We start from the raw sequence: 17,600 nt of genomic DNA, 5'->3' as shown, positions 1-17,600 counted from the left end.
CCTCCCTAGCGGATGCCCGCGCTGCGGTCAGCCAAAAGCTGTATGTCGCCGATATTGGTCAGGAAGGCGCGGATCGCCGCATCGGCGCGCGCGCCCTGCCCTTCTTCGGCGGAGATGAGGATGGCGACGGCGCGCTGGTCCTGCCCCAGCAGGCGGGCCTTCATCGTGGCGATCTTGACGCCCGGTCGGCTGCCGGTCGGAGGGGTACCGCCAACCACATAATAGCTCACGACCTGACGCACGACCGGGCCGGGCGCGGTAATCTGTTCGCCGCGCGCATCGTGCGGCGCGCGCGCGGGCGAGGACCAGACCCATTGGCTGTCGGGGTCGGCCGCACCCTGGCCAAAGCCGACGAGTTCGCGGCCCTCGTCCTGCCGGTCATAGGCGATGATGGCGAGGTCGACGACCTGGCCGTCCGCATTGCGATAACGGCCCAAGACGAAATGATCGGCCCCATCGAAGCGCGGTTTCCAAGGATAGGCCATGGGCGTGTCGCTGCGCATCCAGCCGGGCACGGCGGGCAGATCGATCCGGGGCGGGAGCCGCTCAGCGGTCGCAGCGGTGGTCGCGAGCCAGAGCGGCGCGGCGACGATCAACGCCAGCGCGCCGCCCGCCACCCGTCCGGCCGACCGTTGCGGTGGTGTTTCGGGCTGGAGGCGCTGCGGGTCGAACCAGGGATCGCCCGGCTTGCGATCAAAGAAAGGCCAGGCGGTTGCCATCACCACGATCATGATGATCGCGAAAAAGACCCAGCCATAGACGACATGGTCGAAGCCCACCGCCGCATCGATGGTGGTCAGGTGCGCGACCAAGATGGTGGCGAAGGCGCGCACGCCATTGGCCAGGATGGAGAGCAGCAGCGCGCCGCTCATGAAGATGATGCGGCGCGGCCAGGTGCGAAAACAGACATTGCAGACGAGGACGCCATAGGCCGTCATGGCGATAAGGAATTTCGCGCCCGAACAGGCCTCCGCCACTTCGAAATAGCCGGTCGGCGTCGTGATGAAGATGCCCTCCATATGGGCGGGCACGCCCGACAGGTCGAGGAAGAACATGGTCAGATGCGCCGTTACCAGTTGCAGCGGCGGCACCAGTTCCTCGCCGAAGGGCACCATGAAGAAGGCGTAGAAGAGCGGGAAGATGAGCGCGCGCGTGACCGCCGGGCCGAGCAGCGCGATGGTCGCGCCCTGCAACATCAGGATCAGCGCACCGTGGCGGACCATGGCGACGCCGGCCGCCGCGCCCAGCAACCAGGCAAGCGCGCCCAGCCCCAGCCAAATGAGGCCCGGTGCCCAGGCGACCGGCTCCATCTGGCGCAGGCCGGGCAAGCGCTGCTGCACCAGCCAGGCGATGAGCGGCGGGATGAACAGGCAGTGGCCGAAGGTGGAGGAATGCCACCAGATCGCCGCCATCGACTGCACATCGGCGAAAAAGAGGGTCAGGATCGAGAAGGCGACGACGCCGAGTGCGGTCAGATGGCCCCGCCATCCGGTGAGATCGACAAGCGGCGGTTGTGCCATGGACAAGGTCTGGCCGGTCATGCGGCGCGCGCGCCTGCTGACTGGCCGAACAGCAGGTCGGGCAGATGCGCGAGCGTTGCCGACCAGCGGTAACGGGCCTCCATCCGGGCGCGGGCGGCAAGGCCGAGTTGGGCCGCGTGGGCAGGATTGGCTAGCAGCGCGTTGATCGTCGCGGCTTCTTCGTCGGGGTTGGCGGCTATCAGCAAGTGCAGGTCATCCTGCGCGTCGATGCCTTCGGCGGCTTGGGGCGAAGCGACTACGGGGCGGGCCATCGCCATGGCTTCCAGCACCTTGTTCTGGATGCCGCGCGCGATGCGCAAGGGGGCGACGACAATGTCGGCCGCCGCCAGCCAACCGCGCACGTCGGGGACGCCGCCGGTGACGATCGCGCCGGGATGAGCGGCGAGCGCTTCGACGGCCTTCGATGGGTTGCGGCCGACGATGGCGAAGCGGGCGTTGGGATGGACGGTGCGGATGGCGGGCAAGGTCTGGCGCGCGAAACTGTCGACGGCTTCGATGTTCGGGCGATAATCCATTTGGCCGGTGAAGACGAGCAAGGGGCCGTCGCCATGATCCACCGGGGGGAAATCAGCGGCGGGGTCGAAATAGTCGAGCGCGACGCCGTTTTCGAGCGGCACGATGCGGTCAGGGCCAAGGCCGCTGGCGGCGCGGAACAGGGCGGCTTCGGCTTCGCTGACGAAAGTGGAGATATCTGCGCGGGCGGCGACACGGCGCTCGAAGTCGAGCAGCACGCGGCCTTCGCGCCGGTTGATCCAGCCCATCGGTCCCGACCCCTGCGCGCCATAGGCGGCATATTTGGCCGAATCGAAATCGACGAAATCCATCAGGAAGCGGACGCCGGGGGGCAGCGTGGGCACGAAATGCGCCATCTGCGCCGAATAGGCGACGACGGCGCGGACCGGGCGGTCGGCCAGCGTCTGCGCGACCCACTGGTGCAGGCCGGGATTGTCGAACAGCGACACGAGCAAGGGTTCGCGCTTGGCGAGGCCGGTGAGGCCAGCCACGATCCTGGACTTGTCGCGCCGGAGCAGGCAGTGGCTCTGCGCAATGGCGGCCAGTTCCCCGGCAAAGCCCATGTCGCGATCATCATCGGCGAAGCAGCCGACATGGACGGGGGCGACCTGCGCCAGCCGCTTGAGCAGGTTGCACGAGCGGATCTTGTCGCCCCTGTCCGGCGGAAAGGGGATGCGATGGCAGAGGAAGAGGATCTCGCCCGTCATCCAAGGCCCCGCGCGATATGCGGGCCGATCAACGTCGCGAGGCTTTCGGGGAGTTTCTTCCAATATTCGACCTTGCGCCGATATTGTGGTGAGAGCGGGTTGACGTCGCGCGTCTCCTTGCCCGGCGCGGTGCGCAGATGATAGCCGAGCGGTTCGCCCTCGAACCCCCAGGTCTTTTTCCAGGCGGCGGGGCCGGTGCCGACCTTTGACCGGCCGAAATCGAAGGTCGTGCAGCCGCGCTCGCGCGCCTGGCGCATCAGCAGGAAATAGAGCGCTTCGTTCGAGCGCATGGTCCGCGCGCCATCGGCCGCGCCGTGCCAATAGGGCATACAGGCGCCGCCATGATAGAGGCTGATGACCGCCGACACGGGCTGTCCATCCTTCGACACGACCGCAATGTCGGCGTCTTCGCCGAGACGATCCAGCACGCCATCGAACAGGGCGCGGGGGAAGACCGGGGTGCCCAGATGATGAACGCTATGGGCGTAGAGGCGGTAGTGGATGTCGCGCAGCCGCTTGTCGCGACCACTTTCGAAGACAAGATCGTTGGCCAGCCCTTTGCGGATTTCGGCGCGGTGGCGCTTGGGCACGGCCTTGAGTTCCGCTTCGTCATCGGCGGCGAGCGGGCGCGAGAAGCCGAGATAGGCGTCGGCTTTTGCCTGCCAGGCGAGACCGGCTGGCGCTTCGCCGCCGCGCAGTTCGAGCGTCGTGCAACCAAGCTTCTGCGCCAGCGTCCAGGCGGCGTCGGCCAGCATCTCGCCTGCCTTGCGATGGGTCGTGAGGATGCCGCCGTCGACCGCAAAGCCGCTGCCGACCAGGGCGCGGCCGAACAGCATCGAGCGGATGTAGGTGAGCGGCAGGACGCCGACGATCTGGCTGCCCAGTCGCGCGACCAGCATCCGGGCCTTCTGACCTGTGCCATGCTCAACCCCCATGATCCAGCCGGGGCGATGGAAGGGCGTCGATTGCGGATGGGCGCGCACCCATGCGTCGATTACGGCAACCTCTGTCGCATCGGCAAGGCGCGCCTCTTCGACGAGGAGGCCGACCTCGGTTATCCCTTGCATGAACATGACGTCCTAGTCCCCCCGACCCCCGCCGGTCCCATAGGCCGACATAGCATAGATTTCCCGTTTCATCCCAGGCCGCGCGCGATGAGCGGGCCGACCAGATTGGCGACCGGCAGCGGCAAACGCTTCCACAAGGCAATGCGGCGCTGATATTTCTCGCTGTGCGGGTTCACATCGCGCCGCGCGCCATCGGGTGCCCATTCATGATAGACCAGAGGACGCGGCTCGAAGCCGAAACTTTTTTTCCAGGCCGCCTGCCCGCTGCCCACTTTTGACCGGCCGAAATCGAACAGGGTCATGCCGCGTGCGCGGCCATGGCCCATCAGGCGGTAATACATGAGTTCATTGGAGCGCAGCTGCCGTGCATCGGCGAGGCCACCGCCCCAATAGGGCATGACCCGCCCGCGATGATAAAGGGTCAGCACCGCCGAGACGGCCCGGTCGCCATCGCGCACGATCAATACATCCGCATCCTCGCCGAACCGATCCAGCACGGCGCGGAACAGGCGCGCGGGGAAGACCGGGGTGCCAAGGTTGCGGACGCTGGTGGCGTAAACGCGATAATGGTCGCGCAGATGTTGGCGAGTGCGCCCGATGTCGATCGCCAAGGCGGGGTTAGCGAGCGCCTTGCGCAACTCGGCGCGATGCTTGCGCGGGATGGCCAGCAATTCCGCATCGTCATCGGCAGCGATCGGCCGGACGAAGCCGACATGCTGGTCGGCGCGCTGTTCCCATGTCGGGCCGGGGCACGGTCCGCCGCGCAGTTCGAGCGACAGACCGCCACGGTCATGGGCGAGATGCTCGGCCGCGCTGACGAGCGCTGCCGCGACGCGATCATTGTCCGCCAACAGGCCGCCATCGACAGCGAAGGCGGTCGACACGAGCGCCTGCCCGAAGAGTCGGCTACGCACATGATGCAGGGGCAACAGCCCGCTGATGCCGCCCGAATGGCCCACGGCGGCAAGGATGAGCGCGGGATTGGCAGTCCCTTTCTCCACCGCCAGCAGCCAGGCCGGGCGGTGAAAGGGCGTGCCATCTGCATGGGCCATCACATAGGCGTCCACCGCCCCTGCCTGCGCAGGATCGGACAGGTCCATCAGCGTGATGAAGGGTGTGACAGCCTGCCCCATCGTCAGGACGCCCGCGCCGCTTCGGCGTCGGCCAGCGCATCGACCCGTGTCCAGGCGAAGTCGCGCGTCAGGCGGCGCAGCTTGGCGGCCATGACCGACAGGTTGCTGTAATGGCGCAGGCGCGAGCGCAGCGGCGCGTCGGCCACGCGCGGTTGGTCCGGGTCGATTTCCCACGGGTGGAAATAGATGATCGCGGGCCGCCCGGCCTGATGATTGACCTGCCGGATCGCCCAGCGCGAAAAGCCATAGGGCAGCAGCCGGAAAAAGCCCCCGCCCCCCGCCGCCAACGTGCGATTGCCCAGTTTCGCGGTCGTCACCGGCAGTTCGACCAGATCGGACCCCGGCACGGGTTTCCAGGCGAAGCGCGGCGATTCGGGCCAGCCATAATGGTCATGCCGGATCGGCGCGACGCTGGAGGAATAGCGATAGCCTTCCTCCGCCAAAATGGGATGCGCCCAGGGCGTGCGGGTGTCGATGGAGAAACTGGGCGCGCGATAGCCGGTGACGCGCTGGCCGCTGGCATCCTCCAATATGGCGCGCGCCTTGCGCAGGTCGGCGCGGAAGGCTTCGGGGGTGAAGGTGAAGACGCGGGCATGGTCATAGCCATGGCTGGCGACTTCGTGCCCGGCTTCCGCAATGCGCCGCATCAGCGCGGGATAGCGTTCCGCTACCCAACCCAGGGTGAAGAAGGTCGCCTTGACGTCCGCCTGCGCGAACAGGTCCAACACCGCGTCGGTATTGCCTTCGACCCGATGCGTCAGTCCGTCCCAATCGGCGCGACGGATCGTGCGCTCGAAAGCACCGACCTGGAACCAGTCCTCGACATCGACCGACAGGGCGTTCTGCATCATTCTTTCAATTCCCGCGCGTCTGGCCGTCAGGCGGCGACGCTATCCTGCGTCACCCCCGCCATGCGATCTTCGCGTTCGACCCAATCGACCAGCAGCGTCAGGACGCGGCGCAGTGCGGTATCCTGTTCCTCGGCGCGAAATTCCAGCGAGGACAGCCGCTCCTCGATCAGGGTGAAGCAATCCTTGAGCGCTTCGGGATCAATCGTCTGGGCAGGAACGAACGGCACATGCGCCTGCACCGCGCGCAGCGAGGCGATTTCAGCGCGCAGCGCTTCGATCTCGCCCAGCATGTCGTGGCGCAGCGTCTCGACGGCTTCCGCGTCGATGATATCGGGCTGTTCCGCTTCGGCTTCGTGCAGGTCGGCGATCCTGGTCTCCAGTGCTTCGGCTAGTTCTTCGGCTAGTTCGGCTTCGGGCTGATCCTCATCGAGGCTGGCGGTTTCGACGGGGGCTGCGAAGGGTGGACGCTGAACCGACCAGTCGGACTGGTCATAAGGCGAGGTGAAACTGCCAAGGGTGATGTCATCCTGTGCCGGGCTATCTTCAAGGGCGACGGGTTCGTCTCCGATCGCTTCCTGTTCGATGCCCTCTTCCTCGGCCGCCTCGTCCACCATCCCAGTGTCCTGCGTGTTGGAGGCCAGGGGCCAGATCTCGTCGATCATATCCTGTTCTGCCTCGACTTCGGCCATGATCTCGTCTGCCTCTTCGACCGTTTCCGGTTCGAGCGGTGCGACATCTTCTGCCATGTCCGGTTCTGCGTCGGCTGCCGGCGCGGTGGCTGCGACGACATCTTCGACATCGTCCAGCGCGGAGGGCGTCATCGCCGTTGGCGTGACGTCGATGTCCAGACCCATGTCGGCGACGACCGCCTGCACGACATTGGCGTCGATCGCTTCCAATTGCTCGATCGCGCCCATGAGGAGAACGCGGCTGACCAGCGCGTTCAAGCGGCGCGGTACGCCGCCGGTCGCGGCATAGAGGGCGGCAAAGGCGTCGCGGCTGAAGATCGGGCGACCATCCCAGCCCGCCACGGTCAGGCGGTGAATGACATAGGGTTCGACTTCATTGGCCATCATCGGTTCGAGATGATGCGTGGCGATGACGCGCTGGCGCAACTGTTCGAGCTGCGGCGATTTGAGCAGGTCGCGAAATTCGGGCTGGCCGAGCAGGAATATCTGCAACAACGACTGGCCGCCCAATTGGAAATTGGACAGCATACGCAGTTCCTCGATCGCCGAGACGGCGAGATTCTGCGCCTCGTCCACGATCAGCAGGGTGCGCCGCCCGGCGCGCGCCTGCATGTGCAGATAGGCTTCCACCTGTTGCAGCGTCGCCGCCTTGGTCATGCCCTCCGTCGCGAGGCCGAAGCTTTGCGCGGCGAGGCGCAGCATGTCGTCGCCCTGTACCTGGGTCGAGACGATCTTGACGGCAGTGAGCCGCGAAGGGTCGATCGTCTGCATCAGATGGCCGACCAAAGTGGTCTTGCCCGCGCCGATGTCGCCGGTGATGACGATGAAGCCTTCGCCCTGCGCCAGGCCATAGCCGAGATAGGAGAGCGCCTTGCGATGGGTGGCGCTTTCGAAATAATAATGCGGGTCGGGCGTTAGCTGAAACGGGCGACCCTGCAATCCGTAGAATTGATCATACATATCTTCGTCTCCCCAGGCCGACCCGTTAGAAGCTGTAGCGCAGGCCGACCTGGCCCAACGCGCTGATGATGGTTTCGAAGTCGTCTGCCTGCACACCGTCCAGCCCGACCGAGGCCGAGGCCGACAGACGCCGGGTCAGATTCTTATAATAGCTGGTAAATGCACCGAAGTTCAGGACATCCAGTCGATCGCCGCTGGCGTCGAAATAGTTGATATAGGTGACAAGGTCGATGCTGTCGCTGTCGTTGAACATATAGCTGACCGAGCCGTTACCGTACCAGTTCTGATCGCGCGATCCGCTGATGAGCACGCTCTGACCCTGCGGCGTGATGAACTTGCGCTGCGAATAGCCAGCACCAAGGCCCCAGCCCCATGGTCCGCGCCGCAGCGCATATTGCGCCGCAACGCCACGATAGCGGAAATTGGCGTCAGTGATGCCCGACAGCGAATCGTTGAAACATTGGCCGCCGCCGGTGGTGGAGAAGGCGCAGCCGGTGAGATCGCCGGTGAAGGGATTGCGCACGACATTGAGGCTGCTGCCCGACACGGCGGCGACATCGGCCATGATCATGCGGCCGAAACTGTCGATGCCATCGAAGACCATGAGGCCGAAGCTGCTGTCCTGCCCCTGCCAGGTGAAGCTGCCCTGATAGGTCATGCCGCCATAGCGTTCGCCCACCCGTGCGGTCAGCGAGGTGCGGCGGCTGGGCCGCCACAAGACGCCGACATCCCAGATGATATCATCGAAATTATAGACCAGCGCGCGCGGCGAGCTTTTGTCAGTGACGTAGCGGCCATTGCGGATCAGTGGCACGCCCTCGTCCGTCAGTTGCGGCGAACGCTGGCTGATCTCGATCTTTTCATAGCCGATGCCGCCCAGAAGCGCGACGGTGCGCGAGACGGGCAGGGTCGCGTCCAGACGACCCCAGGCATTTTCGAACCGCTGGTCGAGCTGGCTGGCGTCTTCGCGATTATAGCCGGCGCTGGCGGTCAGGCCGACGGGCAGCACTGTGCCCGGCCCGAAACCGACCGAGCCAAGGAGGCTGTGCGTCCAGCTATCGGCGAAGGAGCCGGCGCGCCCGCCCAGGAAATCGGCATTGACGCTGTCTTCCACCCGCGCATAGCCCAGTTGATAGGAGCCGTTGACGGTGAAGTCGCCGACCTGCGTCGTGTAGGACGGGCCGATATAACCGGCATAGACCTGGCTGGTGAAGCTGTTGTCGTTGAGCGATGTCGCGCCCGACAGCCCATCAGTGCGCACCCGCGTCGCCAGACCGCCCGCATTGAGCGAAAGGCCGCGCGCCAGATTGACGCGCGCGCTGGCAATGCCGCTCAGCACGTCCTGATCGGGTGCCTGGCTGCCCCAGCCGAAGCTGTGATTATATTGGACATCGACCACTGCCTCGACCCGGCGATTCTGCACTTCGGCGGTCAGGCCAGCCGTGACATTGGTATAGGTCAGCACGTCGCCGCCGCCCTTGAGCGGGGCCATCACCACCTGGTCGATGCCGATATAGGGCGTCACGTCCATCCGGCGCTGCGCATCCTGCGCCAGCGCGGGAACGGCGGCTATGGCCAGCGCGACGAAGGACGCGCCGCTGATCCAGTAACGAGTCATGAGCGGGTTTCCCCCTTGGCATAATAGCTGCCGAAACGACGGCCGCCGCCGGTGAAGCGGACGGCGTTAAGCAGAAGCTGGACCTGCGCTCCGCCCTTGAGCAGGCCGATCGCGTCGCGCACAGCGGCTTCGCTGGTCTTGTCGGCGCGCACCACCAGCAGGGCGATGGCGACATGGCTGGCCAGCACGGCAGCGGGCGAGGCCGCGAGCAATGGCGGCGAATCGAAGATGAGGATGCGGTCGGGCCGTCCTTCCGTCAGACGCGCGAGCAATTGTTCGGTGCGTGCGGAGGAGAGAAATTCGGTGTCCGCGTTACTGCGCTGTCCGGCGGGCAGGATCGAGAGCGAGGGAATGTCCGTGCGGATCACGCAATCCTCGATCGCCACCATTGGGTCGGCGAGCGCGTCCATAAGGCCGGGGCCAGCCTCCAGCCCCAGCGCGGCGGGGATGCCGGGCTTGCCGAAATCGGCGTCGATCAGCAGGATTTCGCGGTCCTTTTCGGCCGCGAGGCTGAGCGCCAGGTTGATCGCGCAGAAGCTCTTGCCGTCGCCGCTATGGGGCGAACAGACGAGGATGCGGTTGCCGCGCTTATTATCCTGTAGCTGCGCCAGCAGGTCGCGCTTGAGCAGGCGAAATTCCTCGCTCATCGCGGTGACGGGGCCGTCGGGCTGGAGCAGGCCAGCTTCGGCGAGCGCGATGCGGTCGATCGGCTGGATGGGGCCGGTCCAGGGCAAGGCGCGGAAGCCTGTCGGCGCGGGGGCCAGCGCGGCGGGCGCGACGGCAACCGGCGCGGCGAGCGGCGGCGCATCGGCGGGCATTTCGACGGCAGGCGCGGCGCGGCCGCGCAGGGCGGCGCTGAAATCATAGATTTCGGTGGCGCGCTCGATCAGCGATCCGCCTTTGATGGGGCTATGCTGGTTCATGTTTCCTGGTTCCTTCACGCCCACATCTCAAGCCATGCCACGCTGGACAAATTCGACGACGATCAGCAGCAGGCAGACCGCCGCCAGACCGCCGCTGGCGCCCGCAAACCACTTCATCCGCTGCTTTTCGACGGCGACCTGCGTCGCGCTGACCGCCTGGCTGATTGATCCGGCGACCGGCAGGCCGATGGCGCGTTCCAGACGGGCCGCGGTGGGGAATGTCCCCTTGAGTTGGCCCATGGCGAAGGCGACGCCGACGCCAGCGCCGATGCCGACGATCAGCACGCCGAGCAGCAGCAGCGGCCGGTTGGGCGCAGTCGGCGCGGTGGGGATGCTGGGCGGGTTGATGACGCGGAACTGGACCGATCCGGTTTCCGACTTCACCTCGCCACGCAGGCGGATTTCCTCGCGATCGGCGAGCAGCTTGTCATATTGGGTCTTGAGCACTTCATAATCGCGGTCGAGCTTTTCCTGCTCCGACGCGATGCCGGGCTCATCGACTTGCTTCGCCATCATGGCGTTAAGGTCGGCCTGCAACTGCGCCTTGCGGGTGGAAAGCGCCTGCACCGTGGCGGCGCGTTCGGCCTGCATCGACTTGATCGACAGATAGGCGGGATTGGGCGTGCCACCGCCGCCGCCTGCGCTACCGCCGCCCTGACGGCGCAGGGCATCGACTTCGCGTTGTGCCGCGATCACGTCGGGATGGTCGACGGTCCAGCCGCGCGCGCGCATGCCCGCGAGGTTCGACTGAGCCTGGCTGAGCGCCGAGGGGCCGCCCGCCGCGCCGACGCCCGGCAGGCTTTGCGGGGTGCCCGCCAACTGGCCGTTCATCGCGCTCAGGGCGCTTTGTGCCTGCACCAGTTGTGAGTCGATCTGGTTGATCTCCATCCGGGCGGCGTCCATGCGCTGGCTGATGGAGCCTGCGCCGGGCAACAGCCCGACATAGCGCTGGGCAAATTCGACGCGGCGCTGGTCGGCGGCCTCCATCTGCTTGCCGCGTGCAGCAATCTGCTGGTCGAGGAAAGCGAGGCTCTGCCGGGTTTGCGTGCGATCGCCGGAGAGATTTTCTTCCTGGAAGATGTCGATCAGCTTTTGCGCCACCTGCTGCGCGATGCGCGCGTTGGCGCCGTCCGACAGGCTCGAATCGGCCGACTTGGCGCTGATGTCGATCATGCTGGGGTCGGCCTGCGCCATCACGGTGATATTTTCCCGCAGCGTCGTGATCTTGGCGGCGACGTCGCGCGGGCCGGAGACGCCCTGCGACAGATCGGTTTCGCGCACGACCTTTTCGAGATTTTCGGCGCTCGCCAGCGTGCTGCGCACGCGCTCCAGTTCCTGCTGCGACTGGACCTGGGTGATGCCGACCTTGTCCTCCAGCAGCGACTGGGTGCTGACATAGACCCGCGCCTTCGATTCATAGCTGTTGGGGATCAGCGCTACGGCCAACCAGCCGAGCATGGCCACGCCCCAGGCGACGCCCAGCGCGATCCAGCGGCGGCTCCATATGCCATGGAGCAGGACCAGCAATTCGTCGTAAAGACCGGCCATATCAGAACATGCTTTCAGGGATGATGATGACGTCGCCGGGGGCGAGCATGACGTTGGCGCGCGTGTCGCCCTTCTTGAGAAGGTCGTTCAGGCGGACCTGATATTCCTTTTGCTTGCCGCTATCCTTGTCGAAGCGGATGAGGCGCGCGCGGTTGCCCGCGGCAAATTCGGACAGGCCGCCGACCGAAATCATCGCGTCGAGCAAGGTCATGTTGGCACGGTAGGGAATCGAGGCGGGCTTGTCGGTCGCGCCGACGATCCGCACCTGTTGACTGAAGGTGCCGCTGAAATTGTTGACGATGACCGAGACGAGCGGATTTTCGATATATTTGGTCAGGGCCAGCTTGATGTCGTCGGACAACATCTTGGGCGTCTTGCCCACAGCCGGCATGTCGGTGATCAGCGGCGTGGTGATGCGTCCATCGGGCCGCACCTGGACCTTGGCCCCCAGTTCGGGATTGCGCCACACGAAGATGGTGAGGTCATCGAGCGGGCCGATGATATATTCCTCGCCCGGTCCTTCCTGCGTCGACACGAAAGATGCGGGGGGCAGTTGCGGCCCGGCAGGCACCGTGGCGCAGCCCGACAGGGCGACGGCGGGCAAGGATGCACCGATCAGGAGCCTGGAAACGGACAGGAAACGCATATTCTCACCTCTTTGTGCGGCCTTGCGCGACCGGCCGCCAAAGAGGGGTGGCAAGGCCGTTCAGCACAGGGCTTCGGACCTCTTCATGCCGTCAAAGGGTAAAGATACCGTTAGGAGTTATGTGTAGAGTAATTCAGCCAAGTAAAACTTCACGAGGACTTGGATGGCCAAGAAAAGCGGTCGGACTGGCCGATGCGCCATAGGCCCCTGCTAGGAAGATGGCAATGAGGTCGCCTTCCTGCACAGGGGGCAACGCCACCTTGTCGCCGAGCCGGTCGATCGGGGTGCAAAGACAGCCGACGACGGTCACGGGATCGGCCGCAGGGTCCGCACCGAAACGGTTGGCGATGGCGATCGGATAGTTGCGGCGGACGACGGTGCCGAAATTGCCGCTGGCGGCAAGTTGATGATGCAAGCCCCCATCGACGACGACAAAGGTTTCGCCCTGGCTGACCTTTACGTCGATTACGCGGGTCAGATAGACGCCCGCCTCCCCGACCAGCCAGCGGCCGAGTTCGATCGCGAAATGGGTGGGTTTGAGGATGTCGGGCAGCGCTTCCAGCGCGCTATCCAGCGCGACGCCGATCGGCCGGATGTCGAGCGGGACGTCGCCGGGGAAGTAAGCAAGGCCAAAGCCGCCGCCCAGATTGACCAGCGGCGGGGAGACGCCGACCGCTTCGGACAGGCGTACCGCCAGCGCGAGGGTGGCGGCCTGCGTCTCGATGATCGCCATGGCGTCGAGATTTTGCGAGCCGGCGAAAATGTGCCAGCCGCGCCAGTCGGCCCCACCGTCGATCATCGCGCGGGCGAGCGCCGCCGCGCGATCGGCATCGACGCCGAACGGCTTGGCCCCGCCGCCCATCCGCATGCCGGCCCCTTTGAGATGGAAGTCCGGGTTGACCCGCACCGCGACGCGCGGCGTCTTGCCGATGCGGTGGCCGATGGCGAGCGCGCGACGCCCCTCCCCTTCGGATTCGAGGTTGAGCGTGACGCCTGCGAAAATGGCGGCTTCCAGTTCGTCATTGCGCTTGCCCGGCCCGGCGAAGCTGATCCGCGCCGGGTCCATGCCCGCTGCCAGCGCCATGTCCAGTTCGCCGCCCGACGCGATGTCGAAGCCATCGACTTGCGCCGCCATGGCCGCGAGCAACGGCGCGTAAGGGTTGGCCTTGATCGCATAATGGAGGTGCAGGGCGGACGGCATGGCGGCCCGGAAGCGCCGGACCTGCGCCTCGACGATCGCCATGTCATAGGCGAAGAGCGGCGTGTCGCCTGCCTCGTCCACCAGACTGGCTGCGCCATAGCCGCCGATCAGCAACATGCCCTCCTCACCTGCGAACCAGGGCGGGATCGGTCCCATCGGCTTCATGCGCTATAGCCCCGCGCCAGGGCGACCCGGTCGATCTTGCCATTGGGATTGCGGGGGAAAGTTGAAAGCACGCTAATGTCCCTTGGCTGCATATAATTGGGCAGTTCGCTTTTGAGGTGGGCGGCGACCCTTTGCGCGACGGCCGGATCGTCGGCGCGTAGCAGCAGCCGGACCACCTGGCCCTGCCGGTCATCCTTCACGCCCAGCGCCACCGCTTCGGCGACACCAGCGACCGCGACGGCAGCTTCCTCGATCTCGGTCGGGCTGATGCGGTTGCCCGCCGACTTGATCATCGCGTCGTCGCGGCCGACGAAATAGAGCAGCCCTTGCGCATCGCGGCGCACCGTGTCGCCCGACCAGACCGCCATGCCGCCATAGCGGGAGGCCGCAGGTGCGGGCTTGAAGCGTTCGGCGGTGCGGGCGGCGTCGCGCCAATAGCCCTGCGCCACCAAGGGGCCGCAATGAACCAGTTCGCCTGGCTCGTCATCATCGGTGACCCTGCCATCGGGGCGCAGCACCAATATCTCGGCAAAGGGGATGGCGCGGCCCATCGAATCGGGGAGGCTGTCCACCAAGGCGGGCGGCAGATAGGTGGAGCGGAAGGCTTCGGTCAGGCCATACATGGGATAGAGGTCAGCGCGGGGGAACAGGGCGCGCAGCTTGCCCACCAAGGGCCGGGTCAGCGCGCCGCCGCTGTTGGTCAGGCGCTTGAGCTTGGCGGCGATCTCAGGCGGCCAGTCCAGTTCGGTCAGTTGAACCCAGAGCGGCGGCACCCCGGCGAGCGTCGTGATGTCGCGCCGGTTGACCAGCTTCATCACGTCGCGCGGCGTCAGATAGTCGAGCGGATAGACGCAGCCACCCGCGATCCAGGTGGAAAAGAGCTGGTTCTGGCCATAGTCGAAGCTGAACGGCAGGACGCAGGCGGTGCGGTCGTCAGCACCCATGCCCAGATAATCGGCCACCGTCACCGCACCCAGCCAGAGATTGGCGTGGCTGAGCATCACGCCCTTGGGCCGTCCGGTCGATCCGCTGGTGTAGAGGATGGCGGCCAGCGTGTCGGGCGCGGCGTCGGACGGGCCGATCGGGTCGCCGCCGCTCATGGCGCAGGCGGCGTCATCCTCCCGATGCAACGGGCAATCGGGCGGCACGTCGCCGGGCTGCAGGCTGTCGAGTCGCGCCGCCGTGCCGATCAGCATTGCGGCCCCGCTGTCGGACAGGATATGCGCGACCTGGGCATGTTTGAGCAAAGGGTTGATCGGCACATGGACAAGGCCCGCGCGTGGTGCGGCGAGCGGCATCAAGGCTGCGACCGGCCCCTTGGCGATCCAGCTCGCGACGCGCGCGCCCGGCTCCAGCCCGAACCCGGCAAGCCAGCCCGCCAGCCGTCCCAGCGTTTGCTCCAGCTCGGCGAAAGTATAGGTGCCCGATCGCCCGTCCAGCGCCGGGCGGAGCGGATCGCCGCGCAACAGGATATGATCGATCGGCAGGCTGTCCGCAGACGGGCCTGCCGGGCTTAACTCCATTTCCAGACTTTGCACCTAAGCGTTCCTCTTCTGGTTGCGGAGATAGTCGGTTGCCGACGACAAGGGAATATCACAGCCTGGCCGAAGTCGGGCACGCGCTGCAGGGCCGTGCCGATCGGATGGCCATGCCGTCCCTGTTCGACCGATTCGACTGGTATGCCCTGCTGCACCAGCATTGCTTTGCCGCTACGCCGGTCCGCGTGCTGGTGGCGGAAGAGAGGGGCGCGCAGGCGTGGATAGTCCTGATGCAACCGGAGGCGCGGCGGGTGTCGGCGCTGGCCAACTGGTATAGTTTTGCCTGGGCACCGATATTCCTCGGCGATCCCGACGAGGCGCAACAGGGTCGGTTGCTCGATGCGCTGACGCGGCATTTGCTGGCGGAGCATAGCCAAATCGACCTGTATCCGCTGGAGGATGGCGGCGCGCTGCTTGCCAGCTTGCGACGGTCGGGCTGGTTTGCGCTGTCGCGGCCGATGGGGGGACGCTATCTGCTCCGCCCGGTGGGCCGGGATTTCGCAACCTATTGGGCGGCGCGGCCGGGGCGGTTGCGGACGCTGGTGCGGCGCAAGGCGCGCAACAGTCCCTATACGCTGTCGATCAGCGAGCGGCTGACCGACGATCTGTGGCGCGACTATGTCGATGTGCATGACCGTAGCTGGAAGGCGGCGGAGCCGGGGCTGGCCTTCCTGCGCGCGCTTGCGGAACGGGAGAGCGATGCGGGGACGTTGCGGCTGGGCTTTGCGCGGCTCGACGGGCGGGCGGTGGCGACGCAGTATTGGACGGTGGAACATGGCGTCGCGCTTATTCACAAACTCTCCCATGATCGCGCCCACGATGCCGGGTCGCCCGGCACCTTGCTGAGCCACGCCATGTTTGCGCAGGCCATCGACGGTGATCGGGTCGATCTGATCGACTATGGCACCGGCGACAATGGCTATAAGGCCGACTGGATGGAGGAGCGGATCGCGCTGCACCAGATCGACGCCTTCAACCCGCGCTTTGCGTCGAGCTGGCTCCCGGCGGCGCGGACGGCCATTTCCGCGCTTGTGGGATAGGGCATGAATGACTAGGAAAGCGCCCTTATGCGGGCCAATCATCCTTCGCCGGTCGATCAGGCCGATACCATCGCCCCTCTGACGCGGACATTGCTTCGCGACGTTCTGGGCCTGTCCCAGGAGCGGGTCAATGCATTCGAGGCGGACACGCCCCTGTTCGGCGCGCTGCCGGAACTGGATTCCATGGCGGTCGCGGGGCTGCTGACCGAGATGGAGGACCGCTTCGATATCCTGATCGAGGATGATGATATCGACGGTGATACGTTCGAGACGTTCGGGTCGCTGGTGGCCTTTGCGCGGGGTAAGGTGGCCCAATAAGGTCCGTTCGGGCTGAGCGAAGTCGAAGCCCTTGCCTGAGCGGAGGCGAAGGCACCTCGCTTCGCTCGGCGGAACCCTTCGACTTCGCTCAGGGCGAACGGCGGTAAATTACGCCTCCGTCATTGCCTCGAAGTCCGCTTCGGCCAGGAATTTCTCGACATCGAGCGCGGCCATGCAGCCCATGCCGGCGGCGGTTACGGCCTGGCGGTAGATTTTGTCGGTGACGTCGCCTGCCGCGAAGACGCCGGGGATGGCGGTGTGGGTGGTGCCCTTGTCGACCAGCAGATAGCCTTCGTCCATCGGCAGCTTGCCGGTGAACAATTCGGTTGCGGGATGATGGCCGATCGCGACGAAGCCGCCGTCGGTGGGTTCATGCGACCGCTCTCCGGTGACGGTGTCGATGAGGTCGACACCGACCAGCCCTTCGGGCGTGCCGCCGCCGACGAATTTGTCGACCGCCTTGTTCCACAATATCTTGATATTGGGATGGGCGAAGAGGCGCTCCTGAAGAATCTTTTCGGCGCGCAGCGTGTCGCGGCGGTGGATCAGGGTGACGTCATGGCTGTGGTTGGTGAGGTAGAGCGCTTCTTCGACCGCGGTGTTGCCGCCGCCGATCACCACCACCTTCTTGCCGCGATAGAAAAAGCCGTCGCAGGTCGCGCAGGCGGACACGCCCTTGCCCTGCAGATGCTCCTCGCCCTCGACGCCCAGCCATTTCGCCTGCGCGCCGGTGCAGATGACGAGCGTGTCGGCGACATAGACGATGCCGCCATCGCCGGTCAGGCGGAAGGGCCGCTGCGACAGGTCGACATCGACGATCTGGTCATACATCATCTTCGCGCCGACATGCTCGGCCTGCGCCTGCATCTGTTCCATCAGCCATGGCCCCTGGATCACATCCTTGAAGCCGGGATAATTTTCGACATCGGTGGTGATGGTGAGCTGACCGCCCGGCTGCATCCCCTGCACCACGATCGGCGCGAGGCCAGCGCGCGCGCCATAGATGGCGGCGGACAGGCCGGCGGGGCCGGAACCAAGGATGAGCATGCGGGTCGAGTGGGTGGCGGTCATGAACGGGGCTTTCCGGCTGCGATTCGTAGTGGAGGAGAGATAGGCGGTGACGGCGCGCAGGCAAGCGATGG

Annotated in this window: 14 protein-coding genes and 1 pseudogene; 2 read left to right on the top strand and 13 right to left on the bottom strand. The window is 65.8% G+C overall.

Translation table 11 applies throughout. The features are described 5' to 3' along the window. Nucleotides 1-5 precede the first annotated feature (5 nt). The 12 genes and pseudogenes from xrtA to V2I08_RS06705 all read right to left on the bottom strand — a co-directional run bounded on the left by xrtA (nucleotide 6) and on the right by V2I08_RS06705 (nucleotide 15,085). Nucleotides 6-1,541: an exosortase A gene (gene xrtA / locus V2I08_RS06760; protein ID WP_349634430.1), complete on the bottom strand. Its 1,536-nt coding sequence runs from the start codon at nucleotides 1,539-1,541 to the stop codon at nucleotides 6-8. Beyond that, nucleotides 1,538-2,761, bottom strand: coding sequence for a TIGR03087 family PEP-CTERM/XrtA system glycosyltransferase (locus V2I08_RS06755; protein ID WP_349634429.1), 1,224 nt, complete (start codon nucleotides 2,759-2,761; stop codon nucleotides 1,538-1,540). The genes xrtA and V2I08_RS06755 overlap by 4 nt, the downstream gene beginning before the upstream one ends. Then, the gene (locus tag V2I08_RS06750; RefSeq protein WP_349634428.1) at nucleotides 2,758-3,828 is read right to left on the bottom strand and encodes a FemAB family XrtA/PEP-CTERM system-associated protein; all 1,071 of its coding nucleotides are present in this window, start codon (nucleotides 3,826-3,828) and stop codon (nucleotides 2,758-2,760) included. The genes V2I08_RS06755 and V2I08_RS06750 overlap by 4 nt, the downstream gene beginning before the upstream one ends. Nucleotides 3,829-3,896: 68 nt before the next feature. Next, a complete protein-coding gene (locus V2I08_RS06745; protein ID WP_349634427.1) occupies nucleotides 3,897-4,961 on the bottom strand; it encodes a FemAB family XrtA/PEP-CTERM system-associated protein in 1,065 nt (354 codons plus the stop codon). 2 nt (nucleotides 4,962-4,963) lie between these two features. Further along, nucleotides 4,964-5,812 carry an XrtA system polysaccharide deacetylase gene (locus tag V2I08_RS06740; RefSeq protein WP_349634426.1) on the bottom strand — a complete coding sequence of 283 codons (849 nt, stop codon included), beginning with the start codon at nucleotides 5,810-5,812 and terminating at the stop codon, nucleotides 4,964-4,966. A gap of 659 nt (nucleotides 5,813-6,471) precedes the next feature. Further along, nucleotides 6,472-7,461: pseudogene (locus tag V2I08_RS20590) on the bottom strand (XrtA/PEP-CTERM system-associated ATPase); the annotation flags it as partial. A 25-nt stretch (nucleotides 7,462-7,486) separates the two neighbouring features. Then, on the bottom strand, nucleotides 7,487-9,079 hold the full coding sequence (locus V2I08_RS06730) for a hypothetical protein (protein ID WP_349634424.1): 1,593 nt from the start codon (nucleotides 9,077-9,079) through the stop codon (nucleotides 7,487-7,489). Beyond that, a complete protein-coding gene (locus V2I08_RS06725) occupies nucleotides 9,076-10,002 on the bottom strand; it encodes an AAA family ATPase (protein WP_349634423.1) in 927 nt (308 codons plus the stop codon). The genes V2I08_RS06730 and V2I08_RS06725 overlap by 4 nt, the downstream gene beginning before the upstream one ends. 27 nt (nucleotides 10,003-10,029) lie before the next feature. Beyond that, the gene (locus V2I08_RS06720; protein ID WP_349634422.1) at nucleotides 10,030-11,550 is read right to left on the bottom strand and encodes an XrtA system polysaccharide chain length determinant; all 1,521 of its coding nucleotides are present in this window, start codon (nucleotides 11,548-11,550) and stop codon (nucleotides 10,030-10,032) included. A 1-nt stretch (nucleotide 11,551) separates the two neighbouring features. Next, nucleotides 11,552-12,196, bottom strand: coding sequence for an XrtA/PEP-CTERM system exopolysaccharide export protein (locus tag V2I08_RS06715; protein ID WP_310222791.1), 645 nt, complete (start codon nucleotides 12,194-12,196; stop codon nucleotides 11,552-11,554). 133 nt (nucleotides 12,197-12,329) lie between these two features. Then, entirely contained in the window at nucleotides 12,330-13,562 is a 1,233-nt protein-coding gene (locus tag V2I08_RS06710; RefSeq protein WP_349634421.1) for a pyridoxal-dependent decarboxylase, exosortase A system-associated, read from the bottom strand. Next, nucleotides 13,559-15,085 carry an acyl-CoA ligase (AMP-forming), exosortase A system-associated gene (locus V2I08_RS06705; RefSeq protein WP_349634455.1) on the bottom strand — a complete coding sequence of 509 codons (1,527 nt, stop codon included), beginning with the start codon at nucleotides 15,083-15,085 and terminating at the stop codon, nucleotides 13,559-13,561. Before V2I08_RS06705 ends, V2I08_RS06710 begins: the two co-directional genes overlap by 4 nt. Before the next feature lie 50 nt (nucleotides 15,086-15,135). Between V2I08_RS06705 and V2I08_RS06700 the strand changes: the two genes are divergently transcribed. Together V2I08_RS06700 and V2I08_RS06695 are read left to right on the top strand one after the other, a co-directional pair. Further along, nucleotides 15,136-16,140: a GNAT family N-acetyltransferase gene (locus V2I08_RS06700; RefSeq protein ID WP_349634420.1), complete on the top strand. Its 1,005-nt coding sequence runs from the start codon at nucleotides 15,136-15,138 to the stop codon at nucleotides 16,138-16,140. A gap of 27 nt (nucleotides 16,141-16,167) precedes the next feature. Continuing rightward, nucleotides 16,168-16,458, top strand: coding sequence for a phosphopantetheine-binding protein (locus tag V2I08_RS06695; RefSeq protein WP_349634419.1), 291 nt, complete (start codon nucleotides 16,168-16,170; stop codon nucleotides 16,456-16,458). 108 nt (nucleotides 16,459-16,566) lie between these two features. Here the strand turns inward: V2I08_RS06695 and trxB are convergent, their stop codons facing one another. Beyond that, nucleotides 16,567-17,529, bottom strand: a complete 963-nt coding sequence (gene trxB / locus V2I08_RS06690; RefSeq protein WP_349634418.1) for a thioredoxin-disulfide reductase — start codon at nucleotides 17,527-17,529, stop codon at nucleotides 16,567-16,569. Nucleotides 17,530-17,600 lie beyond the last annotated feature (71 nt).

The organism is Sphingobium sp. MK2, assembly GCF_040170545.1.
GTDB lineage: Bacteria > Pseudomonadota > Alphaproteobacteria > Sphingomonadales > Sphingomonadaceae > Sphingobium.
The sequence above is the reverse complement of the archived record's forward strand: the minus strand, read 5'-3'. Positions and strand labels throughout refer to the sequence as shown.